Origin of the sequence: Halovulum dunhuangense, assembly GCF_013093415.1 — a bacterium.
GTDB classification, from domain to species: Bacteria; Pseudomonadota; Alphaproteobacteria; order Rhodobacterales; family Rhodobacteraceae; genus Halovulum; species Halovulum dunhuangense.
In genome coordinates this window covers 1813609-1837138 of record NZ_JABFBC010000001.1, presented here as the reverse complement: position 1 = coordinate 1837138, position 23530 = coordinate 1813609, and the positions used below count along the sequence as shown (strand labels likewise).

The 23530-nt window shown below is 65.6% G+C and carries 20 protein-coding genes, 5 tRNA genes and 1 pseudogene; 8 read left to right on the top strand and 18 right to left on the bottom strand.

Translation table 11 applies throughout. The features are described 5' to 3' along the window. The first annotated feature begins 12 nt into the window (after positions 1-12). The gene (locus tag HMH01_RS08915; protein ID WP_171324418.1) at positions 13-1329 is read left to right on the top strand and encodes an HlyC/CorC family transporter; all 1317 of its coding nucleotides are present in this window, start codon (positions 13-15) and stop codon (positions 1327-1329) included. A 19-nt stretch (positions 1330-1348) separates the two neighbouring features. Here HMH01_RS08915 and HMH01_RS08910 read toward each other — a convergent pair whose 3' ends face one another. Beyond that, positions 1349-2875, bottom strand: coding sequence for a helicase HerA-like domain-containing protein (locus HMH01_RS08910; RefSeq protein WP_171324416.1), 1527 nt, complete (start codon positions 2873-2875; stop codon positions 1349-1351). A 451-nt stretch (positions 2876-3326) separates the two neighbouring features. Here HMH01_RS08910 and HMH01_RS08905 point away from each other — a divergent pair, with 451 nt between their 5' ends. Next, a complete protein-coding gene (locus HMH01_RS08905) occupies positions 3327-3935 on the top strand; it encodes an invasion associated locus B family protein (protein WP_171324413.1) in 609 nt (202 codons plus the stop codon). 19 nt (positions 3936-3954) lie between these two features. Here HMH01_RS08905 and HMH01_RS08900 read toward each other — a convergent pair whose 3' ends face one another. The 4 genes from HMH01_RS08900 to HMH01_RS08885 form a co-directional block, all read right to left on the bottom strand. Beyond that, positions 3955-5163 carry a beta-ketoacyl-[acyl-carrier-protein] synthase family protein gene (locus HMH01_RS08900; RefSeq protein ID WP_171324411.1) on the bottom strand — a complete coding sequence of 403 codons (1209 nt, stop codon included), beginning with the start codon at positions 5161-5163 and terminating at the stop codon, positions 3955-3957. A gap of 7 nt (positions 5164-5170) precedes the next feature. Further along, positions 5171-5437 (bottom strand): acyl carrier protein, encoded by a 267-nt coding sequence (locus HMH01_RS08895; protein WP_171324409.1) that lies wholly within the window; start codon positions 5435-5437, stop codon positions 5171-5173. Between the two features lie 30 nt (positions 5438-5467). Next, entirely contained in the window at positions 5468-6559 is a 1092-nt protein-coding gene (lpxD, locus tag HMH01_RS08890; RefSeq protein ID WP_171324407.1) for a UDP-3-O-(3-hydroxymyristoyl)glucosamine N-acyltransferase, read from the bottom strand. Between the two features lie 80 nt (positions 6560-6639). Beyond that, positions 6640-8268 carry a L,D-transpeptidase family protein gene (locus HMH01_RS08885; protein ID WP_171324405.1) on the bottom strand — a complete coding sequence of 543 codons (1629 nt, stop codon included), beginning with the start codon at positions 8266-8268 and terminating at the stop codon, positions 6640-6642. A 407-nt stretch (positions 8269-8675) separates the two neighbouring features. Between HMH01_RS08885 and mepK the strand changes: the two genes are divergently transcribed. Continuing rightward, positions 8676-9245 carry a peptidoglycan L,D-endopeptidase MepK gene (gene mepK, locus HMH01_RS08880; protein ID WP_171324403.1) on the top strand — a complete coding sequence of 190 codons (570 nt, stop codon included), beginning with the start codon at positions 8676-8678 and terminating at the stop codon, positions 9243-9245. A gap of 86 nt (positions 9246-9331) precedes the next feature. Further along, on the top strand, positions 9332-9751 hold the full coding sequence (locus HMH01_RS08875) for a GNAT family N-acetyltransferase (RefSeq protein ID WP_171324401.1): 420 nt from the start codon (positions 9332-9334) through the stop codon (positions 9749-9751). Here HMH01_RS08875 and HMH01_RS08870 read toward each other — a convergent pair. The 6 genes and pseudogenes from HMH01_RS08870 to rplU form a co-directional block, all read right to left on the bottom strand. Then, positions 9748-11016 (bottom strand): glutamate-5-semialdehyde dehydrogenase, encoded by a 1269-nt coding sequence (locus HMH01_RS08870; RefSeq protein WP_171324399.1) that lies wholly within the window; start codon positions 11014-11016, stop codon positions 9748-9750. The genes HMH01_RS08875 and HMH01_RS08870 overlap by 4 nt on opposite strands. An 11-nt stretch (positions 11017-11027) precedes the next feature. Then, positions 11028-12170: a glutamate 5-kinase gene (gene proB / locus HMH01_RS08865; protein ID WP_171324396.1), complete on the bottom strand. Its 1143-nt coding sequence runs from the start codon at positions 12168-12170 to the stop codon at positions 11028-11030. Next, a complete protein-coding gene (obgE, locus tag HMH01_RS08860) occupies positions 12158-13186 on the bottom strand; it encodes a GTPase ObgE (RefSeq protein WP_171324394.1) in 1029 nt (342 codons plus the stop codon). The genes proB and obgE overlap by 13 nt, the downstream gene beginning before the upstream one ends. Beyond that, the gene (locus tag HMH01_RS08855) at positions 13183-13737 is read right to left on the bottom strand and encodes a GNAT family N-acetyltransferase (RefSeq protein ID WP_343035200.1); all 555 of its coding nucleotides are present in this window, start codon (positions 13735-13737) and stop codon (positions 13183-13185) included. Before HMH01_RS08855 ends, obgE begins: the two co-directional genes overlap by 4 nt. Before the next feature lie 96 nt (positions 13738-13833). Continuing rightward, positions 13834-14103, bottom strand: coding sequence for a 50S ribosomal protein L27 (gene rpmA / locus HMH01_RS08850; protein ID WP_171324392.1), 270 nt, complete (start codon positions 14101-14103; stop codon positions 13834-13836). 18 nt (positions 14104-14121) lie between these two features. After that, positions 14122-14493 (bottom strand): annotated as a pseudogene (rplU, locus tag HMH01_RS08845) (50S ribosomal protein L21); the annotation flags it as partial. 269 nt (positions 14494-14762) lie between these two features. On the opposite strand from rplU, the gene HMH01_RS08840 reads away from it, so the two are divergent. Further along, positions 14763-14852, top strand: a tRNA-Ser gene (locus HMH01_RS08840). 223 nt (positions 14853-15075) lie between these two features. Here the strand turns inward: HMH01_RS08840 and HMH01_RS08835 are convergent. After that, complete coding sequence (locus HMH01_RS08835; protein WP_171324388.1) at positions 15076-15861, bottom strand: tyrosine-type recombinase/integrase; 786 nt, start codon at positions 15859-15861, stop codon at positions 15076-15078. 332 nt (positions 15862-16193) lie between these two features. Here HMH01_RS08835 and HMH01_RS08830 point away from each other — a divergent pair, with 332 nt between their 5' ends. From HMH01_RS08830 to HMH01_RS08820, 3 genes are all read left to right on the top strand, one after another. Further along, positions 16194-16616, top strand: a complete 423-nt coding sequence (locus HMH01_RS08830) for a hypothetical protein (RefSeq protein ID WP_171324386.1) — start codon at positions 16194-16196, stop codon at positions 16614-16616. A 76-nt stretch (positions 16617-16692) separates the two neighbouring features. Further along, positions 16693-17640, top strand: a complete 948-nt coding sequence (locus tag HMH01_RS08825; protein ID WP_171324384.1) for a toll/interleukin-1 receptor domain-containing protein — start codon at positions 16693-16695, stop codon at positions 17638-17640. A gap of 253 nt (positions 17641-17893) precedes the next feature. Continuing rightward, entirely contained in the window at positions 17894-18118 is a 225-nt protein-coding gene (locus tag HMH01_RS08820; RefSeq protein WP_246237300.1) for a hypothetical protein, read from the top strand. A gap of 312 nt (positions 18119-18430) precedes the next feature. On the opposite strand, the gene HMH01_RS08815 is transcribed toward HMH01_RS08820, so the two are convergent. The 6 genes from HMH01_RS08815 to lon form a co-directional block, all read right to left on the bottom strand. Next, positions 18431-18507, bottom strand: a tRNA-Asp gene (locus HMH01_RS08815). A gap of 25 nt (positions 18508-18532) precedes the next feature. Continuing rightward, positions 18533-18609 (bottom strand) — tRNA-Asp (locus HMH01_RS08810). Positions 18610-18931: 322 nt separating this feature from the next. Continuing rightward, positions 18932-19007 (bottom strand) — tRNA-Val (locus HMH01_RS08805). Between the two features lie 23 nt (positions 19008-19030). Continuing rightward, positions 19031-19105 (bottom strand) — tRNA-Val (locus HMH01_RS08800). An 84-nt stretch (positions 19106-19189) separates the two neighbouring features. Continuing rightward, positions 19190-20800: a hypothetical protein gene (locus HMH01_RS08795; protein ID WP_171324382.1), complete on the bottom strand. Its 1611-nt coding sequence runs from the start codon at positions 20798-20800 to the stop codon at positions 19190-19192. 200 nt (positions 20801-21000) lie between these two features. Next, positions 21001-23406 (bottom strand): endopeptidase La, encoded by a 2406-nt coding sequence (gene lon / locus HMH01_RS08790; RefSeq protein ID WP_171324380.1) that lies wholly within the window; start codon positions 23404-23406, stop codon positions 21001-21003. Positions 23407-23530 lie beyond the last annotated feature (124 nt).

Below are 23530 nucleotides of genomic sequence, written 5' to 3'. Positions count from 1 at the left end.
GCCTTGAACGCCATGGAAACCGAAACCGCCACCCTTGCCGCCGGCCTGGACGCCGCCCTTCTGGGAACCGTCCTTGCAGTGGTCGCGCTTCTGGTGATGTCGGCGTTCTTCTCCGGCTCGGAAACCGCGCTGACCGCCTCGTCGCGGGGCAAGCTGCATTCGCTGGCCGACAAGGGCAGCAAGGGCGCCGAGACCGCCCTGCGCCTGACCGAGGACAACGAGCGCCTGATCGGCGCGGTCCTGCTTGGCAACAACATGGTCAACATCCTTGCCACGTCGCTTGCGACCTCGGCGCTGACGGTGCTGTTCGGCGACAGCGGCGTTGCGGTGGCGACGCTGGTGATGACGGCGCTGGTGCTGGTCTTCGCCGAGGTGATGCCGAAGACCTATGCCATCACCAACGCGGAGACGGCCGCCTCCCGCGTGGCGCCCGTCATCGCGGTGGTGGTGCGGTTCCTGTCGCCCATCGTCAACACCGTGCGCTGGCTCGTGCGGCTGATCCTGGCGGCGCTGGGCGTGCAGACCGATCCCAAGGCCAGCATCATGGCCGCCCAGGAAGAGATCGCCGGCGCCATCGCGCTGCATCACTCCGAGGGCGCCGTGCAGCGCGAGGCGCGCGACCGGCTGCTGGGTGCACTGGACCTGGGCCAGCGCGAGGTGGAGGAGATCATGCTCCACCGCCAGAACATCGAGATGATCGACGCCGACCTGCCACCGCAGGAAATCCTGTCCACCTGCCTGAAATCCCCCCACACCCGGATCCCCGTCTACCGCGGAGAGCCCGAGAACGTGGTCGGCGTGATCCATGCCAAGGATCTGCTGCGCGCGGTCGATGCGCTTCTGCGCCGGACCGGCGGGCTGAAGGCGCTGGAGAAGTTCGACGTGATGGACGTGGCGATGGAGCCCTATTTCGTCCCCGAGACCACCACGCTCGAGGATCAGATGCGCGAGTTCCTGCGCCGCAAGACCCACTTCGCGCTGGTCGTGGACGAATACGGCGCGCTGCGCGGGCTGATCACGCTGGAGGACATCCTCGAGGAGATCGTGGGAGAGATCGCCGACGAACACGACCGCGAGGAACAGACCCTGACGCCCGAGCCCGACGGATCCGTGACGATCGAGGGCGGCATGACGATCCGCGACCTGAACCGCGCCTGCGAATGGAACCTGCCCGACGACGAGGCCAACACCGTCGCGGGCCTGGTGATCCACGAGGCGCAGACCATCCCGACCGAGGGGCAGATCTTCAACTTCCACGGCTTCCGGTTCCAGGTGCTGGAACGCGAACGCAACCGCCTGACGAAGCTGCGCGTGCGCAAGCTCGAATGATGCCGGGGCGTGCGCGTGGTCAGCGGCCCCGGAACAGCCCGCCCAGAACGCCGCGGATGAAGGTGCGGCCCGATCTGGTCGACGCGGTCTTGATGGCGGACTTTATGAGCAGCTCTCCGATCGAGTCGTCCGCGCGCGTGCGCGACGTGGCCCGGCCCCTGTCCTGCGGTGAATAGCGCCGCGCCGCGTTGAACTCGCGCGCCTTGTCCTGCTCGGCCGCTTCGGCCTCGGCTGCGGCCTTCTCGGCCTTGGCCTGAAGCATCTCGTAGGCGCTTTCCCCCTCGATCGCCCGGTCATAGATCCCGCGCAGCGGCGAGGCGGCGATCACGGCGCGGCGTTCTTCGGCGCCGATCGGCCCCATGCGCGAGGAAGGCGGCCGGATCAGCACCCGCTCGACGATGCCCGGCGCACCCTTGGCCTGAAGCGTGGATACCAGCCCCTCGCCCACACCCACATCGCGGATCGCCTCGGCGGTGTCGAAGCGCGGGTTCGGGCGGAAGGTCTCGGCCGCCGCTTTCAGCGCCTTCTGGTCGCGGGGCGTAAAGGCGCGCAGCGCGTGCTGCACGCGGTTGCCCAGCTGGCTCAGGATCTGCGGCGGCACGTCGTCGGGGTTCTGCGTGACGAAATAGACCCCTACCCCCTTGGAGCGGATCAGCCGGGCCACCTGCTCCACCTTGTCGACCAGCGCCTTGGGGGCGCCATCGAACAGCAGATGCGCCTCGTCGAAGAAGAAGACGAATTTCGGCTTTTCGGGATCGCCCACCTCGGGCAACTCCTCGAACAGTTCAGACAGCAGCCACAGAAGGAACGTGGCGTAAAGCCGGGGCGAGGACATCAGCCGGTCGGCGGCCAGCACGTTGACCTGGCCGCGCCCGTCGGGCCCCGTGCGGATCATGTCGTGCAATTCCAGCGCCGGCTCGCCGAAGAAGCCCGCCGCGCCCTGGTTCTCCAGCACCAGAAGCCGCCGCTGGATCGCGCCCACAGACGCGGTCGAGACATTGCCGTATTGCAGCGCCACCTGCGCCGAGTTCTCGCCAAGCCACACGAGAAAGGCGCGCAGGTCCTTCAGGTCAATGAGCGGCATCGCGTGTTCGTCGGCCAGCCGGAAGGCGATGTTCAGCACGCCTTCCTGCGCCTCGGTCAGTTCGAGAAGCCGCGACAGCAGAAGCGGCCCCATCTCGGAAATGGTGGTCCGGACCGGGTGGCCCTGTTCGCCGAACATGTCCCAGAACACGACCGGGAACGCGTCATAGCCGTAATCCGCAAAGCCGATCCTCGCCGCCCGGTCCTGTAGCGCCTGGTGTGCCTTGTCGGTGGGCGCACCGGGTTGCGACAGGCCCGCAAGATCGCCCTTCACATCCGCCAGGAACACCGGGACGCCGCGGGCCGCAAAGCTTTCGGCCATGATCTGAAGCGTCACCGTCTTGCCGGTTCCCGTGGCCCCGGCAACCAGCCCGTGGCGGTTGGCGTATTTCAAAGCCAGGGTGCAGGGCTCGGCCTGGCTCTCGCCGCCGCCGCCCAGAAATATGCTGGTATCATCCGTCATCGGGTTCCCTGCTCCTTGGTGACTTTCGCAACATACAAAATTAACCTCTCTGCGCCATCCTGCAGGGGGTTTAGGGCAATCTTCTCCCCCTTCCCTCACCCCTGTGGGACTGGCCGCGCCATTCTTGGTGCGGCCGTTTTTTTGGGCATGTGCCGCGCCGGGCAGCACCGACCGGGGCAGCGGGCGGCCCCTGCACGCTTCCCCGCGACTCCTTGTTGACGCGGCGGAAATCCGGCCCTAGCGTCACCCCACAAGTCGGCCGGTCCGACAGGGAGAGAACGCTGCAAAGCAGCCGGGAAAGGCACCGCAAGGTGCCTTTTTCTGTTGACTCCCAAAGGGCCTGAGCGGGAACCGGCTTGAGCCTGGAAACCGCCATTCCGCGCGTTGACATCCCGCCGGGCAACTGACACCTCAGGGGCGACTGTCCAAAACAGACAAGGAATATTCGATCATGCATAGCCGAAGCCTCGCCATCGCAGCGCTGATGATGGGCTCGATCCTTGCCGGACACGCCCTTGCGCAGGATGCGGCGCCCACGACCGAGCCGGCTCCCGAGGCCGCCCCCGAGACCACGGTGGACGCCCCCGCCCCGGCGGAACCTGCCCCGACCGCGGGATCCGAAGCACAGCCAGAACTGACGATCACCGAATTCGGGGACTGGGAACTGCGTTGCGAGGAGACGAGCGACAACTGCTTCATGTACCAGCTTGCCGTGGACAACGAGCAGAACCCGGTTTCGGAAATGACCATCGTGGCGCTTCCGCAAGAAGCCGAGGCCGCCGCCGGCGTGACCGTCATCACCCCGCTTGGAACGCTGCTGACCGAAGGGTTGATCCTGCAGATCGACGAGCGCGAGGCGCGTCAATATCCGTTCAACTGGTGCACCCGTTCGGGCTGCTTCTCGCGCTTTGGCCTCACCGACGAGGAAGTGGCGGCGATGAAGGCCGGCGCCACGGTGCGGGCGCGGCTTCTGTCGGTGTCGGCGCCGGACCAACCGGTGATCCTGGAGCTTTCGCTTACGGGGTTCACCGCCGCCTTCGATGCGATGAACGCGAACTGAGAACCGGAAAGCGCGGCGGTCAGATCCGTCTGACCGCCAGCACCGCGTTCAGCCCGCCGAAGGCGAACGCGTTCGACAGCGCGACGCTCACATCCGCCTCGCGCGCCACGTTCGGCACCACGTCCAGATCGCATTCGGGATCCGCTTCCTCGTGGTTGATCGTGGGGGCGATCACCCCGTCGCGCACCGCCATCACGCAGGCCAGCATCTCGACCGCGCCCGTGCCGCCGATCAGGTGGCCATGCATCGACTTGGTCGAGGAAATCATCAGGCTGTCGGCATGCGCGCCGAACACCTCGCGCACGGCGGCGCATTCGGTCCGGTCGTTCGCCGTGGTGCCGGTCCCATGCGCGTTGATATAGCCCACCGAGTCCAGTCCCAGCCCCGCATCCCTGAGCGCCCCGCGGATCGCGCGCTTGGCGCCCTCCTTGTTGGGCATCACGATGTCAGAGGCGTCCGAGGTCATGGCGAAGCCCACCACCTCGGCCAGGATATCGGCGCCGCGCGCCCGCGCATGCTCGTATTCCTCGAACACGAACACCGCCGCCCCCTCGCCCTGGACCATGCCGTTGCGATTGGCCGAGAACGGCCGGCAGCCATCCTTGGACATCACCCGCAGCCCTTCCCAGGCCTTGATGCCGCCGAAGCAGAGCATGCTTTCCGACCCGCCGGTCAGCATCACCTTGGTGGTCCCGCAGCGGATCAGGTTGAAAGCCTGCCCCATCGCGTGGTTCGACGACGCGCAGGCCGTGGCCACGGTGAATGTCGGCCCCTGCAGGTTGTAGCGCATCGACACATGGCTTGCGGCGGCGTTGTTCATCAGGCGCGGCACCACGAAGGGGTGAACGCGGTTCTTCCCCTCTTCATAGACCTGGCGGTAGTTTTCGTCCTGGGTCTGCAACCCGCCGCCCGCGGTGCCCAGCACCACGCCCGCCTCGGCCGCCAGCCTTTCGGTCAGCACCAGCCCGGACTGCGCCACGGCCTCTTCGGCCGCGATCAGGGCGAACTGGGTGAACTTGTCGTAGAGCGTGATTTCCTGCCGCGAGAAACGCGCCACCGGATCGTAGCCGCGGATCTGGCCGCCGATGGTGATGGACAGGCGCTCGACATCCTGGAATTCCAGCGGGCCGATTCCATTGCGCCCCTCGCGCATGGCGACAAGGTTCTCGACGGCGCTGTCGCCAAGAGCCGAGATCGCCCCCTGTCCGGTGATGACCACACGCTTCATGCGCTGCTCAGGTGCCCTTCTCGGCGACCAGCTTCTCGACCGCCGCGATCATCGCGCGCACATTGCTGATGTCGAATTCGGACTGTGCCGGATCGTTTGCGTTGAAGGGAACGGAAATGTCGAAGGTTTCCTCGATTGCGAAGACCGCCTCCACAAGGCCGAGGGAATCGACACCAAGATCGTCCAGCGTGGCGTCCGGGCTCACGTCCCCAGGCTCCATCAGCGCCTGTTCGGCGATGATGGCGATGACCTGCTCTGCGACAGTCTTCGTCATTCCGTCCTCTACCTGTGCCCCGGCACTCCCTTACCTGCTTGAATCGTCCTTTGGAACCCGTTTTAGCGCGGACTCCATCTTCTCGAGAAGCCGCGGCAGGCGCCGCAGCGCCTTGTAGGAGGCGACGCTCAGGTCCATTTTCATGGCCGGGTTGCCCATCATCACCCGCCCGGACGGCACATGGGAACTCACGCCCGAGGCGCCGGTCACGATAACGTCAGACCCGATCCGCAGATGATCCGCGACCCCGGCCTTGCCGCCCAGCACCACGCGGTCGCCCAGGATGCTCGACCCCGCAACGCCGGACTGGCCGCACAGCAGGCAATGGCGGCCGATCTGCACGTTGTGCCCGATGTCCACAAGGTCATCGAGCTTGGTGCCGTCCCCGATCACCGTGTCGGAGATCGTGCCGCGATCGATCGCGGCATTCGCGCCCACCTCGACGTCGTCGCCGATCCGGACCGACCCGAGCGAATTGATCCGCGCAAAGCCGGGGGTTCGGCTGGCCGCGCTGATCTGGCCCGTGGCGCGCGCCTCCTCCACCGCATCGCGCGAGGGCGAGACGAAGGAAAACCCGTCGCCGCCGATCATCGCGCCGGGCTGGCAGATGAAGCGGTCCCCGATCACCACCCGCGGGCCGATATGCACATGCGGATGGATCAGCGCATCCGCCCCGATCACCGCATCCGCCCCGATGGACACATGGTTCAGGATCCGCGCCCGCGGCCCGATCCGGGCGCCCACGGCGATATAGGTGAAGGGGCCGACCCAGGCATCCTCGCCCAGTATCGCCCCCGGTTCGATCACCGCCGAGGGGTGGATGCCATGCGGAAGCGTCAGCGGCGGCGCGAAGACGCGCCCGACACCGGCCAGCACATAGCGCGAGCGCGGCGCGAAGATCGCGCCTTCCAGCCCCAGCGCCCGCCAATCGGCCCCCTGCCAGAGCACCGCCGCCCGCGCCTTGCCCTGGCCGAGCGTCTCGGCGAATTTCGGCTCCATCGCCAGCGCAAGATCGCTTTCCGTCGCGCGGGCAGGCTCGGCCACCCCCGTGATCGCCAGGTCCAGCCGCCCCTCTGCGGTCGCGCCAAGCGCCTCTGCGATGCTGCCAAGGGTGTGCGTCATCAGCTATTCCCGTCCATCCGCGCAAAACAAGGGGCGGCCCGGTCGCCCCGGCCGCCCCTCAGGATGTAAAGACTTGCGTCTCAGCCTTCAACGGTGGACAGGCGCACCCCGGCTTCGGTCAGCGCATCGAACACCCGCGCATCCCGGCCATAGACGTCGCCGCGATACTGCGGAACGCCCGCCTCGTCGACCCAGGCCGACTGGTAGGTCAGATAGATCGGCACCGGCTGCTCCAGATCGACGCGCCGCTCGCGCCCACCGGCCAGATAACGCTGGAAGGCGGCTTCGGGGTCGTCGACCTGCGGCGCCAGCAGAACCTGCGCCAGCTCGAACGGCTTCTGCACCCGCACGCAGCCATGGCTGTAGGCGCGCACGTCGCGGGCGAACAGGGATTTCGACGGCGTATCATGCAGATAGATGTTGTGCTTGTTGGGGAACATGAACTTCACCAGACCCAGCGCATTGCCCGGATTGGGTGCTTCCTTGATCAGGAACGGAAAGTTGCCCCGGCTGAACTGGCTGAAATCCACCAGCGTCGGATTGATGCGCGTGCCGCTGCGCGTCATGATCTGCATGTTCGAGCCAAGCGCGTTCGGGTTCGCCTGAAGCTTAGGCAACATCTCTTCGGTGGCGATCGAATAGGGAACGTGCCAGGTCGGATTCACGACCATATGGGTCATCGTGTCGTTGAATTCCTGGGTCTTGTGCCGGGTCTGCCCGATCACCGTGCGGCTGAAGAAGCTGGTCTTGCCATGGTCGATCACCCGGACCGAGAAATCGGCCTGGTTGACGTAGATGTGGCGCGCGCCCCGCTCGTAGTTGAGCCAGCGCTGCCGCTCAAGGTTGACCACCACCTGGCGCAGCCGCGCCTCGGCCGAGGCGTTTACCGCGGCCAGCGTCGCGGGTCCGGCGACGCCGTCATCGTTCAGCCCATGGCGCAGCTGGAAAGCCCTGAGCGCGGTCTCGAGTTCCGCATCGAACAGGCTCGACGTGCCGTAGTCGCGCCCGTCCATCCGCCCGAGCCGGGCGCGCAACGCGGCCACGCGGGGACTGTCGTCATCCAGCCTGAGCGTGCTGCCCTCGGGCACCGTCTCGCCCCAGGCGCCCCCCTCGATCAACGCCTCCAGGCGCTGCTTCTCGCCCAGAAGGGCAGCGTAGTCGGGATGCGACGGCGCAAGGGCCGCCAGGTAGGACGCGGCGTCGGGTGTCTCGGCCAGCCCCTCGAGCAAGGCCGCCGGATCAGGCCGGCGCGGCGAGATCTCGATGTCGCCGTCGGCGCTGCCCGGCTCGATGATGCCCGAATTGATGTCCCGCGCATACGCCAGGAACGCCCGCGACAACGCCATCTCCCGCGTTGCGTGCGAGGGCGCCGCAAGATCCAGCGCCAGAAGATCGGACAGGCCGTAGCGCGCGGCGGGCAGCCCATGGGAGGCGGCATCCTCCAGCGCGTCGAACAATGCCGCGGCCTTGGCCTCGGTCCAGATCGGCGCGAAATCGTGCTGCGCGTAAACCGTCAGCATCGGCTCGGCCATGGCACCTTCGGCTGTCAGAAGCGTGCGCAATTCCTCTGCCGCGGGATCCAGCACGATCATGGGGGCCGGCGCGTCCGACGTGACAGTCTGCGCCGACAGAATGGACGCACTGCCAAGCAATGTCGCCGGCGTACCCAGCGCCACGGCAAAGAAAAGACCAGTCGCAATTCGGATCATGCCTGCCTCACCTGTTCCGGGGCGCCCTGAAATACTGCGCCCGCACGACGCCGAATCTATCGCCACGCGATTCCCGCAGAAAGTCACAACCCGGCGAACGGCGCGGCTTTTCGTTTGACGTGTGACTTTTGCCGCAATGCCACGCCCCGTTGCCGCTGCGTCACATTCAAACACCACTATTCGTGTCGATTCGGCGGAATCTCGCGCATTGGTGTATGGGGGGTGAAACTATTCCTTGGCGCGTCCGGCAGCGGATGGAATAGTCCACCCACGGCACGAGAGGACGGTCGCGCAGGCAGCTCGGACAAACACGGGAAAGCGCGGTCCCCTCTGGTTCTGGATCACTCGGCACGAGACGCAGCAAACGCGCAGACCCGACAACGACAACAGACAGCAGACGCAGGCAGATGATCAACAAACCCAGGAATACATCCCGTCGCGACGTGCTCGCCGGGATCTTCACCGCGGTTGCAGCGACAGCGGCCCCCGTCTACGCGAATGCGGCAGGCTTCCTGCGCGGCGCGGGCGACATACGCCGCATCCGCCTCAACAGCCCCCGCACCGGAGAGTCGGTCGATACGATCTACTGGATCGAGGGGGAGTACATACCCGAAGCCCTTGGCGAGATCAGCTGGTTCATGCGCGACTGGCGCGAGAACGAGATGATCCAGTATGATCCGCGCAACCTCGACATCATGGCCGCCGCCGCCAAGCTGATGGACACCGAAGAGGCGTACAGCGTCATCTCCGGCTACCGGGCCCCGGCCACCAACGGGATGCTGCGCTCCAACAGTCGCGGGGTGGCGCAGAACTCCTACCACATGCGGGGCATGGCCGCAGATCTGCGGATGAGCTCGCGCTCCATCGGGCAGATGGCAGGTGCCGCGCAGGCCTGCAACGCCGGCGGCGTCGGCCGCTACGGCCGGTCGAACTTCGTGCACATGGATTGCGGCCCGATCCGCACCTGGCGCGGCTGACGCGCGACCGCACCCCCCCATCGAAAGCCGCGCCCTGCCGCGGCTTTTTTGATTCCCGCGGCCCGGACTTGCGGTAATCCTGTCGCATGAGCCCGCATGTGACCCTGATCGGCCGGCACAATACCGCCCTTCTCGACCATGTCGCGGAAGGGGTGTTCGCGCATCCCCCCACGGCCGCGCATCTGGGCGCCTATCTGGCGGACCCCGCACAAAGGCTTTTCGTGGCCGTCCAGGCAGGGCGCGTCGTGGGCCAACTCTCTGCGGTCCTGCACCGCCACCCCGACAAGGCGCCCGGCCTTTACATAGAAGAGCTGGGCGTTGCCACGGCGCTCCGGCGGCAGGGCATCGCCACTGCGCTGATGCAGGCGGCCGTGACCCTTGCGCGCAACCTGGGCTGCGCCGAGATATGGCTCGCGACCGAGGCGGACAATCATGCCGCCCGGGCCTTTTACGCTACGCAGGGCCTGTCCGGGCAGCAGGTGGTGATGTTCTCGCGGCTGCTTTAGGGCCGCAGGCTGCCCTGCCCCTCGACCAGGTACTTGAAGCTGGTCAGCTGCTCGGCGCCGACGGGGCCGCGCGCATGCAGCTTGCCGGTGGCGATGCCGATTTCCGCGCCCATCCCGAACTCGCCGCCATCTGCGAACTGGGTCGAGGCGTTGCGCATCAGGATCGCGCTGTCGAGTTCCGCGAAGAAGCGCGCGGCAACGGCGTCGTCCTGGGTCAGGATGCAATCGGTGTGCTGCGAGCCGTAGCGCCGCACATGGGCGATCGCCGCGTCCACCCCGTCGACCAGCTTCACCGCGATGATCCGGTCCAGATACTCGCGGCCCCAGTCGGCTTCGGTCGCGGGAGTGGTTCCCGGCAGATGCTCCAGTCCCTCGCCCACGCGCACCTCGACGCCTGCCGCAAGCAGATCCTCGATCACCTTCGGCCCTTGTGCCGCCAGGTAGGCGCGGTCGATCAGCAGGCATTCCACCGCGCCGCAGATGCCGGGTCGCCGCGTCTTGGCGTTCAGCACCACCGGGGAAACCAGGTCCGGCTCGGCGGCAGCATCCACATAGATGTGCACGATCCCCTCGAGATGGGCAAAGACCGGCACCCGCGCCTCGGCCTGCACCAGGCCCACGAGTCCCTTGCCACCACGCGGCACCACCACATCGACGTATTCGGTCATGGTCAGCAGCGCACCCACGGCGGCGCGGTCGCGCGTCGGCACAAGCTGGATCGCGTCCTCGGGCAGCCCCGCGGCCCGCAGCCCCTCGACCAGGCAGGCATGTATGGCGCTGGAGGAATGGAAACTCTCCGACCCTCCCCGCAGGATCGCCGCGTTGCCGGATTTCAGGCACAGCCCGCCGGCATCCGCCGTGACGTTGGGCCGGCTTTCGTAGATCACGCCGATCACGCCCAGCGGCGTCGCCACCCGGCGGATATGCAACCCCGAGGGCATGTCCCATTCCGCCAGCACCCGGCCCACCGGATCGGCCTGCCCCGCCACCGCGCGCAGGCCGTCGGCGATGCCGCGGATGCGCGCCTCGTCCAGGCGCAGCCGGTCCATCATCGCCGCCGACAGGCCCTTTTCGCGGCCATAGTCCAGATCGCGCGCATTGGCCTCGATGATCGCCGTGCGCGCGGCCCAGACCGCGTCCGCCGCCGCCTCCAGCGCCTGGCGCTTCGTCCCTGCGCCGGCAGTGGCAAGCACCGCGCTTGCCGCGCGTGCCCGCCGCCCGATGTCCTGCATCAGTGCGGGTATGTCCAGTTCCGCCCCGTCCATGCGCGCCTCCCTCAGATTGCCATGTCGTCGCGATGCACCAGCGCCGCCCGGCCCGGATGGCCCAACCGCGCCGCGATGTCCTGCGACCTCAGGCCCATGATGGCCGAAGCCTCGTCCGCATCATAGGCCGCCAGCCCCAGCGTCAGGACCACGCCGTCCGGCCCCGCGATTTCCACCGGATCGCCACGCTCGAACCACCCGCTCACATCCGTCACGCCGGCCGGCAGCAGCGACTTGCCGTCGCGCAGCGCGCGCGCCGCGCCCGCGTCGATGGCGATGCGCCCCTTGGGCTTCATCGCCGATATCCACTGCTTGCGCGCGGCCTTGGGATCCGACAGGCCCCGGAACCAGGTCGCACTCTGGCCCGCACGCAGTGCGGACAGGGGGCGATCCACGTCGCCTATGGTGATCGCCATCATGCAGCCCGCGCGCATCGCCACCTGGGCCGCCATGATCTTGGTCTTCATGCCGCCCTTGGCCCCGGCGCTGCCGGTGCCGCCCGCCATGCCCTCGATCTCGGGCGTGATCGCCTCGACAAGCGGGATATGCGCGGCGCCCGCATCCTCGCGCGGGTTCGCGGTGTACAGCCCGTCGATATCGGACAGCAGCACCAGCACGTCCGCCCCGGAAAGCGAGGCGATCTGCGCGGCCAGCCGGTCATTGTCGCCGTAGCGGATCTCGTCGGTGGCGACGGTATCGTTCTCGTTGATGATCGGGACCGTGCCCAGCCCCAGCAGGGTCCGCAGCGTGGCGCGGGTGTTCAGGTAGCGCCGCCGGTCCTCGGTATCCTCCAGCGTGACCAGAACCTGCGCCGCGGTCAACCCGTGGGCTGCCAGCACCTCCTGGTAGCTCTGCGCCAGCCGGATCTGGCCCACGCTTGCGGCGGCCTGGCTCTCGTCCAGCCGGTCGTTCCGCTGCGGCAGGCCCAGGATCCGCCGCCCCAGCGCGATCGAGCCGGAACTGACCAGCAGCACGTCCTTGCCCTGCGCCTTGAGCGCCGCCACGTCCGCGGCCAACCCCTCGAGCCAGCCACGCCTGAGCGCGCCGCTCGCCGCATCGACCAGCAGGGCAGAGCCGATCTTTATGACCACCCGTCGCGCGGCATCGAGCGTCTCGGCCGCGTCGATGCTTCGGCTGCCGGTCAGGGTCGCCATTCCCCGCTCTCCTCATGGGCGGGCGCGCGGTCGGCCCGGATCACGCGCAAGAGCGCGCGCAGCACTTCCGTCACCCCCTCGCGCGAGACGCCCGACATCGTCAGGACGGGGCCGCCACAGGCTTCCTCCAGCGCGGCCCTTCGCTCGGCCAGCTCGTCCGCGTCCAGCGCGTCGATCTTGTTCAGCGCCGTGACCCGCGGCTTGTCGGCCAGTTGCCCGCCATAGGCTTCGAGTTCGTGGATGATGGTGTGGTAATCCTCGGCCACCGTAAGGGACGTGCCGTCCACCAGGTGCAGCAGCACCGCGCAGCGTTCGACATGGCCAAGGAAACGGTCGCCGATCCCCCTGCCCTCATGCGCGCCCTCGATCAGGCCGGGGATGTCGGCCACGACGAATTCCGTCCCATCCACGCCCACGACGCCAAGGTTCGGGTGCAGCGTGGTGAACGGATAATCCGCGATCTTGGGTCGCGCATTCGAGGTGGCCGCAAGGAAGGTGGACTTGCCCGCATTGGGCAGGCCCAGCAGCCCCACATCGGCGATCAGCTTCAGCCGCAGCCAGATCGTGCGCTCCACCCCCTCCTGGCCCGGGTTCGCATGGCGCGGCGCCTGGTTGGTGGCGGTCTTGAAATGAAGGTTGCCGAAGCCGCCATTGCCGCCGCGCGCAAGCAGCACGCGCTGGCCCACCTCGGTCAGATCGGCGATCACCGTCTCTTCGTCTTCCTCGAGGATCTCTGTCCCCACCGGAACCCGCAGCACGATATCGTCGCCCGAGCGTCCGGTGCGCTGGCGGCCCATGCCGCCCTTGCCGTTCTGGGCGAAGAAATGCTGCTGGTAGCGGTAGTCGATCAGGGTGTTGAGCCCGTCCACCGCCTCGGCCCAGACATTGCCGCCATTGCCCCCGTCGCCGCCATCGGGGCCGCCATACTCGACGAACTTCTCGCGCCGGAAGCTGACGGCGCCGTTCCCGCCAGAGCCGGAGCGGATATTGACGCGGGCCAGATCGAGAAACTTCATTGCCCTGCCTCCAGCGCGTAATGCCAGACGGGCGCGGTAGCACCCCGCGCGATCGAAAAGCCCTCGCCTTCGCCGACATAGGCGAAGCCCGCCTTTGTCAGCACCCGCGCCGATGCCGGGTTGTCCTGGAACACTTCGGCCTCGAGCCGTGGATAGCCTTGTTCGAGCGCGTGGGAGACCAGCGCCTCCACCGCCTCGGTGGCAAAGCCCGTGGACCAGAACGGCGCGCCCAACCAGTAGCCGATGCGCCCTTTCCGGCCCAGCGAGACGACCCCGATGAAGCCGCCCCCGTCCGAGGCGCGATGCTCCACCGCCCAGACCGTTTCGCGCGCCGCGCCGGACAGCACGGCGCCGATATAGCTTTCGGTGGCGCCCGGCGGCAGCGGGTGCGGGATGTTGCGGGTCATGCGCGCCACCCGCGCATCCTGCGCGTAAAGCCGCATCAGCCCGGCATCGGCCGGCTCGATCGGGCGCAGCCTCAGGCGTCCGGTGACCAGCACCGGCTGATCGCCCGCCTGCGCCGCGGCGCCGTTCCCGGTCATCAGGGCCATTGCTCCCGCTCCTTCGTTCCGCCAGTGGCGAAACATGAAAAAAGGCCCGGCCGTTTCACCGACCGGGCCCCGATTCCGTCGTGACCTGAGGGTCGGTTACTCCGCCGCCTCGGCAGCCGGAAGAACCGAAATGAAGGTGCGGCCCTTCAGGCCCTTGTGAAAGGTCACCTTGCCCTCGGCAGTCGCAAAGATGGTGTGATCGCGGCCCAGGCCCACGTTCTGGCCCGGCCACCACTTGGTGCCGCGCTGGCGAACGATGATGTTGCCCGGAATCACGGCTTCGCCGCCGTACTTCTTGACGCCCAGACGACGGCCCGCGGTATCGCGACCATTGCGGGAGGAACCGCCTGCTTTCTTGTGTGCCATCTGCCCGTCTCCTTATTCAGCTGCCGCCGGGGCCGACCCGGCACCGATCGCGGCCTTCACGCCCGACTTGCCCGCACCGCTGGCCAGGATCTCGGTCACGCGGACCATGGTCAGCTGCTGGCGGTGGCCCTTCTTGCGCTGGGAAGAGTGCTTCCGCCGGCGCTTCTTGTAGGAAATGGTCTTGGGACCCTTGAACTGGTCCACCACCTCGGCCTGCACCGCGGCATCGGCCACGAAGGGCACGCCCACGGTGACCGCATCGCCGCCCAGCATGAGAATGTCGTTGAACTGCACCGTCTCGCCCGGCTCTGCCGCGAGTTTCTCGACGGCGAAGGTGTCGTTCTTGGCAACCTTGTACTGCTTGCCGCCAGTCTTCAGAACCGCAAACATTGCGTTCGTCTCCTGTCTGTCGCGTTCTGCGGCCCCTTGCGGCGTTGCTGCGGTCGCCCGCGCCTCGAACAGCGTGCCCGGCGGATCCGGGCAATGATTGGCCCCAGCGCGGATGCCCCAGGGTCTGGAAGCCCGCTGTATGGGCAAAACACCGGGCGAAGTCAACCGCTTTCACCCGCCCGGCGCGACCCGCCGGAGCGCCCGAATTTTCCCCTTGCGAAAGCCGCGGCCGATCCCTAAACAGCCGCGCACAGGCCACAGCCTCGTGCGGAGAGGTGCCGGAGTGGTCGAACGGGGCGGTCTCGAAAACCGTTGTGGGGGCGACCCCACCCAGGGTTCGAATCCCTGTCTCTCCGCCACTAAACCATTGATATACATAGATCTTCCGTGCTTAACGCTCTCAGGCCCAATATGACGAGCGGTGCCGGAGTCGGCATAGTATGACGCCTTTTTGCCGCGCCGGCTCCGCCGACTATGCCGACCTGTCATCGCATGTGCCTCGACAACATCCGATCAAATCTGCTGAAACGACGAAGCCCCGCCGTTTCGGGCGGGGCTTTCATGGTCTGCGGCGAGCGTAAGTCAGAGACCGACGTTGCCGTCCGCATTGGCGATCGCCTGCTGCTCCTGCGACAGGTAGCGGAAATAATATCGCTCGGTCGTCTTCACCGAGCCATGGCCGATGTAGCCCTGCACCCGGTAGACCGACCAGCCCTCCTTCAGCCGCTCGATCGCGAACTTGTGGCGGATGTCATGGAGCCGGGCGGCGAACCCCGTCTCCTGCGCATAGTCCCAGAACAGGTTGGCCGCGGTGCGGTAGTAGCCATCCTCGGTCTTGTTCCAGAAGACGTACGGCGACTGATTGGACCGCGGGATCTTCAACAGGATGTCGATCGCTTGCTGGCGAAGCGTGATTGTCCGAACCTTGCGCCCCTTCGTATGCCGAAGGGTCAGCGTGACATGGCCCTCAACTGGTCGCTCCATGCCTTTCACGTCCGCCCACTTGATCATCGACATCTCTGTCACGCGGCCCCCAGTCGCATCGAGGAACGTCGGGAAGAAGAACAGAGTGCCGGGGGCGCGCCGACCCAGCTTTTTGATTTCCTCATAGGTGGGGAGAACGATGTCAGGAAGGCTCTCTTTCATTCCCTGCCTCTCGAACTGCAGGACCGGATTTGTATCGATCCAGCCCATGTTCTTGATGTGCCGCATGAGATGGTTGAAAGCGGTCAGGTCGCGATTGATCGTCGCGATCGAAGCCCCCGCATCCTTGCGCATGGAGACGAATTCCGAGACCGATCTAAGGTCGACCTCCCATGCTCCGATTGCCTCGATGTCCTCGCCACGCTCTTGGAAGACCTCGGTCAAAGTCAGACCGATCTGGCGCAGACTCGTCTGATAACGTGCGCGGGTCGTGGAGGACCAGCCATGACCCTCATCGTCTTGATCAAGACTGTCGTAGAAGCTCGTGAAGCCAACATGAAAGAGCCACTCGGTCTCGCCACGTCCGGCCTTACCTCTCAGATCCTTGATCCTTTCTCGCGCTTTCTTCTCTGCGGCCCGCTTAGAAGTTGTGCGAAGCGACTCCCGGTATTACTTCCCGTCGATACTGACGCGTAGGTAGTAATACTTGCTGTTTCGGGGGATATACACGTTTGATGACATTTATTTCCCTTGGTTAGCCAGAGAGAAAGAAGATCTTGGTCGAAAGTCCAGACGCCGCCATGTTTTGCGGCGCCTTCCGACCTCCTTGGTCGTCAGGTTCCGAAACCGCCGCAGTCAATCATGGTCGCAAGAAAGATGAAGCGGAGCGCCGACCCGGGCACGACATCCCTCCGGGGGTTCATGGACAGAAGGAAAACGGGATGTCGAGAAACCAGAAGAAGATCGAGGTGCTGAGCCGCGAGATCGAGCAGAAGAAGGCGCTTCTCTCCGACCTCGCGCAGAAGGCGAAAGAAGAGAGCCGACGCGCGGATGCCCGCAGAAAGATCATCTACGGCGGCGCCTTCCTGGCCTTCCTGGAAACAGTCCCTGCGGAGCAAGCCCCGCGGATAAAGGCAAGAATCGACGCCATGATCACGAACAGGAAGGACCGCCATTTTCTGGGGCTTCCCGAGCTTTGATCTTGGATCCTGCCGCGCGGTTGACGACCGCCATGGCGATCTGTATTTTCGGAACAAATAATGAACAGGCGCCGTTATGAAGATCTTCGTTTCCTACTCACACCGCGACGAGGAGACGCTGGAGAGGCTGAAGACCCATCTGTCCCCCCTGCGTCGTGATGGGCGGATCGAGACCTGGTATGATCGCGAAATTCGTGCCGGCGAAGAGATCGACGGGCAGATCTCGGCCGAGTTGGAGGACTGCGACATCATCATCCTGCTCATAAGCCCGGACTTCCTGAACTCGGACTACTGCATGGACAGAGAGATGGCCCGGGCCATGGAGCGCCACGAGCAGGGGACGGCGCGGGTCATTCCGATCATCGTGGAGGACTGCTACTGGAAATCGAGCCCGTTCAGGAAGCTCAAGGCCTTGCCCAAGGACGGGAAGCCGATCAGCAACTGGACCAACGAGAACACTGCGTTCCTGAACATCGTGGAGGAAGTCGCCCGCGTCCTCGATGACATGGATCAGGCACCAGCTACTTCGCAGCCAGAATTTGGCAGAGCCCCTGCGTCGGTGGCTCAACCACGCAAATACAGGGTGCAGCGCCAGTTCGACGAGATCGACCGGAGCGACTTCAGAGATCAGGCATTCGACGAAATCCGGCGCTACTTTCAGGACGCGACCGCCGAGCTGGACGCCCTCGAGGACCTTCGCGGCAGGTTCACGGACAGGTCAGACAAGAAGTTTTCCTGCACCGTGGTGAACCGGACCCGGATGCGTGGCGGCACCGCCCACATCACCGTTCGCTGCTCGACGGGCGGCCATGTCCTCGGGGACATATCATATGTCTTCGCCGAAGACGCCGACGACAACACGTCCAACGGCTGCCTCAACGTCGAGCACGACGAATACGAGATGTTCCTGACGGCCATGATGAACTTCATGAGTGGCAACGAGCGGGATCGCATGACACCGCACCAGGCGGCCGAAAGCTTGTGGGCAGAATTCCTGGCGCAAGCGGGAGTGAGCCTTGCCTGAGACAATCCGATTACGATGCAACAACTGCGGCCATCGATTCATGGCCGAAGCGTTGACCGAGCATGAAAAGCGAGAAGCCCGCGAGGAGCGGACGCCCACATCCAGCATCCATTGCCCGGAGTGCCACCGGACTGACATTCGCCGCGGCTGGGAGTGACCTCGACCTGATCGCTTTCCCCCGGAACCCTCATCCCCTATCGTGCGGCGGGGAAGCCGGGCCACGAAGATCCGGTGGCGAGAATGAGGATCGGGCATGCCGCTTCTGCACTGGTTGACGAGAGACGAGGATCTGCGGGCGGCGGATCGTGTGCCGTATCGGCTACTGGATGAGGTGCCCGATCTGAGCCATGGCGCGGGCGACGAGGGGCTCCTGGTTCAAGGGGACAACCTCGAGGCGCTGAAGGCGCTCCTGCAAGTTGCAGGAAGTGGAGCTACTCAAACTCAATGGACGCCGCACTCTCATTTTTCCTCAATCTAGAGGCCCTCTTTTGAGAGGATTCCCCGCAAAAGAGCGCATCGGCCCGCACATATTTGGGCAGGTAGTCGTAACACCAGCGGCACCGCCATGTGCCAGCGCGCAGGCGGCGGAGAATGGCGATTGCACGCGCCTTCCGGTTTCCGTTGTTCCCCGATCAATCCCGCCCCACGGATCCCGCAGAACAACCCGTTTCAATACGCCTGATTTCGGAGAAACGAACTCTCGGGTATGCGCCAAGTCCCAGGCGCGGAACGTACGCGCCGATGGAAGGTTCGATCGTAGGTGTGAAGACCGGACATCCGGGAAAGAAAGTGGCGCGGTTGACGGGGCTCGAACCCGCGACCTCCGGCGTGACAGGCCGGCACTCTAACCGACTGAGCTACAACCGCGCATTTCCTGGAACACGGGGCGATGTGGCGCGGTTGACGGGGCTCGAACCCGCGACCTCCGGCGTGACAGGCCGGCACTCTAACCGACTGAGCTACAACCGCGCGATCATCGCCTCGGGCAGTTCCGAGGTGTGCTGCTTCTACGTTCGCACCGCCGGGGCGTCAAGACGGGATTGAAGCCCTTTTCAGTCTTTTCACCCCGAACGCCCGGCGCATCCGCAGCGGCCGCTCCAGCCGCGCCCGATCCTTCGTCCGCGGCCACAGGCAAGGAGGCAAGGCGACCCCGGCCGGCCGACGCCGCAACCTGGGGCGATGCGCGATGTCGACCGCGCAGACCACAAGGGCGATTGCAACCGCGTCCATGCCCCACGAGCGAAGACTAGCAGCGCGCAGCTGCGCATATCCAGCCGCTCACCGCCCCGCATGGTGGGTGATGAGAGACTCGAACTCCCGACATCTTCGGTGTAAACGAAGCGCTCTACCAACTGAGCTAATCACCCGGGCCCGCCCGGGCGGGGGGAAATGGTGGGTGATGAGAGATTCGAACTCCCGACATCTTCGATGTGAACGAAGCGCTCTACCACTGAGCTAATCACCCGCCGGTGCGAAGGCTGATACCCAACTGCGCGGGGCTGCGCAAGAGGGTTGGGGCGGGAATATCGTTGGACAATCGACATCCAATCTAGCTTCCCCATTCTGCGATACTCTCTGCACAGATCTCGGCGAAATCGCGCACTTCCGTCGTCACCTCGATTTCCGGTACCCGTAGGGACAAAGTCACGAGTTCCCGCTGATGTACGACCAGATTGAGCGGGTGGGACCTTGCATCTGATGCTGGGACCGAAACCAACGCATAATTGTCGGCGAGGGCCTGACCACCCAGATCGACAAATGTCGCGAACATCCGTGCGGGAACGGAGCAGCTTTCTTCACCGTAAATGATCCCCGACGCACTCCAGGCATGGCTCGACGGAAACCAGAAATGAAACACCGGCACCTCTGCTTCCGCCAGAAGCGCTACCCGGGGCAGCCCCCATCGGTTTTGTTCCCCGTCGAGTTTGGGCAAATGCGCCAGATCCGGATTGTTCAGCCCCAGAGCGTCGATGACCGGCTGGTCAAGACCGTAGGCGAGTGCCCCGACATCTGTAGCAGCAATGGGAGTGTCAGGCGGGAAAAGGAACGAAAGTTCCTTCGCCGCAGCAATGTCCCGCGCCGCGTTCGATGCATGCCCGATCTCCCGCATCGGCCACTCTCCCTTTCCGATCGCGGCAAGGCTGGCCTGCAATGCAGCCAATGGCGGGCGCCCGGCCAGCAGCGGTTGGCCTTGCAGCGCCAGGTAGAACGGGACCAGCAACAGGACGGCCGCGATCCGGCGCGTCTCGACGCGGTTCAGCAGCCAGGCCACATCCATCGCGATCAGCGGCAGGACCGGCAGCATGAAGCGGAAGGCAATGTGTGAATCGCCCCCCGCCACAGCGACCAGCGCAATGTTTCCCAGAAGGAACAGAAGCCGAAGCCAGCCGCCCGAGCCGCGCAGGACCGCCAGCGGGATCGCTATTGAAAGAAGCCCCGCGCCCGTCACCAGCCAGCCCCAGAGATAATAGAGCCCTGCCTCAAGCTCTGCCATCCGGTCGCCGCTCTTGGCGTAGAAGGTATTCGGCAGCGGGTGGCCGTAGATCGTCATGCGGACCGCAAAGATGCCGAGAATTAAAACCAGTACGACAGGCAGCCATCCGAGGCCGCCCCGTCCCACCCGGCGCATCACCAGAAGCGCGATCCAGAAGGCCAGGATCCCCAACCCGATGATCTGCCCCTCGGGTCGCATCAGCGCCAGCGCACAGAGCGCAAGGGTCAACGACGGCGTGAACCGGCCCAGGGAAATGGCCCGTTCGAGCGCCAGGTATGTAGCGAAGAAGACCGCGGCATAGGGTATGCCGTCCAGCCCGGCCCCGGTCCAGGCCGCGAGGCTGGAGTTCAGCACGATGACCAGCCCACCGCCGATCTGCGCGGCCAGCGACAGGCCGCGCACCGCGCCCAGATAGAGCCAGATGATCAGCGCGCCCGCGCCGAACATCAGGATCGAGTTTGCCGCGACCAGCCCCAGCCCCGTCGCGTGAAGTGCCGCCAGCGCCAGCATGTGCCCCGCGCTGGTGAAGCCGTCGACGGGTGGCAGATCCGGGTGCCAGTAGGGAAAGCCGTGTTCGACGAAGTTCCGGGCGTAGACGAAGGTGATCAGCGTATCGTCGACGAACTCCCGCTGAAATCCGGAGTAGACGAGCAGGATCAGAAGCAACGCAAGCGCCAGTGCGCCCCGGTGCAGAACGGTTGAAGACATTTCGTTATTTCTATGTATTTACGACCTTATATGGGCACAGGCTAAAAGCGGTCGCGACGTCTGTCCATCCCCGATGCACCGAAAGTCCCCCACAGCGCCCACCACGAAAAAGGGCGGCCCATTCGGACCGCCCCCTTTCTTGCGCATTGTGGCCCGGATCAGTGGGCCTGCGCCCCTGCCCCGCTTTCGCCGGTCCGGGCGGCGGCGGCGGCCGCGGCCTCTGCCTCCTCGTCCCATTCGATCGGCTCGGGCTGGCGGGTGAGCGCCACCTTGAGCACTTCGGTCACGTTCGACACGGGGATGATCTGCAACCCCTGCTTCACGTTGTCGGGGATGTCGCGCAGGTCCTTCATGTTGTCCTGCGGGATCATCACCGTCTTGACGCCGCCGCGCAGGGCGGCGAGCAGCTTTTCCTTCAGCCCGCCGATCGGCAGCACGTTGCCGCGCAGCGTCACCTCGCCGGTCATCGCCACATCGCGGCGCACCGGGATCTGGGTCAGGACCGAGACGATCGAGGTGACCATCGCGATCCCCGCAGACGGCCCGTCCTTGGGCGTCGCGCCCTCGGGGACGTGGACGTGGATGTCGATCTTGTCGAACTCGGGCGGCTTCACGCCCAGGTCCGTCGCCTTGGAGCGGACATAGGAGCTGGCCGCCTCGATCGATTCCTTCATGACCTCGCCCAGCTTTCCGGTGGTCTTCATCCGGCCCTTGCCCGGCAGGCGCAGCGCCTCGATGGACAGCAGATCGCCACCCACCTCGGTCCAGGCCAGACCCGTGGTCACGCCGATCTGGTCCGCCTCTTCCGCGAGCCCGAACTTGAAGCGGCGCACGCCCAGCAGATCCTCCAGGTTCTCTGGCGTCACGACCACTTTCGCCGTATCGCCCCTTACGATCTGCGTCACCGCCTTGCGGGCCAGCTTCGCAAGCTCGCGCTCCAGGTTCCGCACCCCGGCCTCGCGGGTGTAGTAGCGGATGATGTCGGTCAGCGCCGCGTCGGTCAGCTCGAACTCGCCCTTCTTCAGGCCGTGGCCCTTGAGCTGCTTGTCGAGCAGGTGATGCCGCGCGATCTCGCGCTTCTCGTCCTCGGTGTAGCCCGAAAGCGAGATGATCTCCATCCGGTCCAGAAGCGGGCGCGGCATGTTGTAGGAGTTCGCCGTCGTGATGAACATGACGTTCGACAGGTCGTACTCCACCTCCAGGTAGTGATCCATGAAGGTCGCGTTCTGCTCGGGGTCGAGCACCTCGAGCATGGCCGACGCCGGATCGCCGCGGAAGTCCTGGCCCATCTTGTCGATCTCGTCGAGCAGGATCAGCGGGTTGATCGTCTTGGCCTTCTTCATCGACTGGATGATCTTGCCGGGCATCGAGCCGATATAGGTCCGACGGTGGCCGCGGATCTCCGCCTCGTCCCGGACACCGCCGAGCGAGATGCGGATGAATTCGCGGTTCGTGGCCCGTGCGACCGACTTGCCAAGGCTGGTCTTGCCCACGCCCGGGGGGCCGACCAGGCACAGGATCGGGCCGCGCAGCTTGTTCGCGCGGCTCTGCACGGCAAGATACTCGACGATCCGCTCCTTCACCTTTTCCAGCCCGTAGTGATCCTGGTCCAGGATCTCCTGGGCGTTGCGCAGGTCCTTCTTGACGCGGCTGCGCTTGCCCCACGGGATCGACAGCATCCAGTCGAGGTAGTTGCGCACCACCGTCGCCTCGGCCGACATCGGGCTCATGGACCGCAGCTTCTTCAGCTCGGCCTCGGCCTTTTCCTTCGCCTCTTTCGAGAGCCTGGTCTTGCCGATCCGCTCCTGGTACTCGGTCGCGTCGTCCGCGCCACCCTCGCCGTCGCCCAGTTCCTTCTGGATCGCCTTCATCTGCTCGTTCAGATAGTATTCGCGCTGGGTGCGCTCCATCTGCGACTTGACGCGGGTCTTGATCTTCTTCTCGACCTTGAGGACGCTCATCTCGCCCTCCATCAGGCCATAGACCTTCTCCAGCCGCTCGGCGACATTGGATGTCTCCAGCAGGTCCTGCTTCTGCTCAAGCCGCACGCCCAGATGCCCCGCGACGGTGTCGGCAAGCTTGGCGGCGTCCTCTGCCTCGGTCACGGCCTGCACGGCCTCCTCGGGGACGTTCTTGTTGAGCTTGGCGTAGCGCTCGAACTCCTCCACGACCGAACGCTTCAGCGCCTCGGTGGTGGCGGCATCGCCCGGCACCTCGTCGATCAGCTCGGCCCGCGCCTCGAAAAACGTGTCGTTGTCGAGGAACTCGACGATGCGCGCGCGCTGCCGGCCCTCGACCAGCACCTTCACGGTGCCGTCGGGCAGTTTCAGCAATTGCAGGACATTCGCCAGGACGCCGGTGCGGAAGATGTTCTCGGGCCTGGGATCCTCGTCGCCCGCGTTCTTCTGCGAGGTCAGCAGGATCTGCTTGTCGTCGCGCATCACCTCTTCCAGCGCGCGGACGGATTTCTCGCGGCCCACGAAAAGCGGCACGATCATGTGCGGGAACACCACGATGTCGCGAAGCGGCAGGACGGGGTGGGTGATGCTGCTCTGTTCTGTCATTATCATGTCCTCTGCTGCGAAGCGCGGGCCCCGGTTTTCCCAGCGACGCCGCGCCTCCATCCTTGGTATGGGTAGATGTGACGCCCCGCGCCGGGTTTCAAGCGAACCCCTGCCCTGCCCATCC

Bases quoted from the DNA above. Each gene is read 5' to 3' on its own strand.
- HMH01_RS08825 (WP_171324384.1), top strand. From the start codon at position 16,693: ATGAAGATCTTCGTTTCCTACTCACACCGCGACGAGGAGACGCTGGAG.
- rpmA (WP_171324392.1), bottom strand. From the start codon at position 14,103: ATGGCACACAAGAAAGCAGGCGGTTCCTCCCGCAATGGTCGCGATACC.
- obgE (WP_171324394.1), bottom strand. From the start codon at position 13,186: ATGAAGTTTCTCGATCTGGCCCGCGTCAATATCCGCTCCGGCTCTGGC.
- HMH01_RS08870 (WP_171324399.1), bottom strand. From the start codon at position 11,016: ATGGACGGGGCGGAACTGGACATACCCGCACTGATGCAGGACATCGGG.
- HMH01_RS08820 (WP_246237300.1), top strand. From the start codon at position 17,894: ATGCCGCTTCTGCACTGGTTGACGAGAGACGAGGATCTGCGGGCGGCG.
- HMH01_RS08875 (WP_171324401.1), top strand. From the start codon at position 9,332: ATGAGCCCGCATGTGACCCTGATCGGCCGGCACAATACCGCCCTTCTC.
- lon (WP_171324380.1), bottom strand. From the start codon at position 23,406: ATGACAGAACAGAGCAGCATCACCCACCCCGTCCTGCCGCTTCGCGAC.
- HMH01_RS08900 (WP_171324411.1), bottom strand. From the start codon at position 5,163: ATGAAGCGTGTGGTCATCACCGGACAGGGGGCGATCTCGGCTCTTGGC.
- lpxD (WP_171324407.1), bottom strand. From the start codon at position 6,559: ATGACGCACACCCTTGGCAGCATCGCAGAGGCGCTTGGCGCGACCGCA.
- proB (WP_171324396.1), bottom strand. From the start codon at position 12,170: ATGGCGACCCTGACCGGCAGCCGAAGCATCGACGCGGCCGAGACGCTC.
- mepK (WP_171324403.1), top strand. From the start codon at position 8,676: ATGATCAACAAACCCAGGAATACATCCCGTCGCGACGTGCTCGCCGGG.
- HMH01_RS08905 (WP_171324413.1), top strand. From the start codon at position 3,327: ATGCATAGCCGAAGCCTCGCCATCGCAGCGCTGATGATGGGCTCGATC.
- HMH01_RS08885 (WP_171324405.1), bottom strand. From the start codon at position 8,268: ATGATCCGAATTGCGACTGGTCTTTTCTTTGCCGTGGCGCTGGGTACG.
- HMH01_RS08915 (WP_171324418.1), top strand. From the start codon at position 13: ATGGAAACCGAAACCGCCACCCTTGCCGCCGGCCTGGACGCCGCCCTT.
- HMH01_RS08895 (WP_171324409.1), bottom strand. From the start codon at position 5,437: ATGACGAAGACTGTCGCAGAGCAGGTCATCGCCATCATCGCCGAACAG.
- HMH01_RS08855 (WP_343035200.1), bottom strand. From the start codon at position 13,737: ATGGCCCTGATGACCGGGAACGGCGCCGCGGCGCAGGCGGGCGATCAG.
- HMH01_RS08910 (WP_171324416.1), bottom strand. From the start codon at position 2,875: ATGACGGATGATACCAGCATATTTCTGGGCGGCGGCGGCGAGAGCCAG.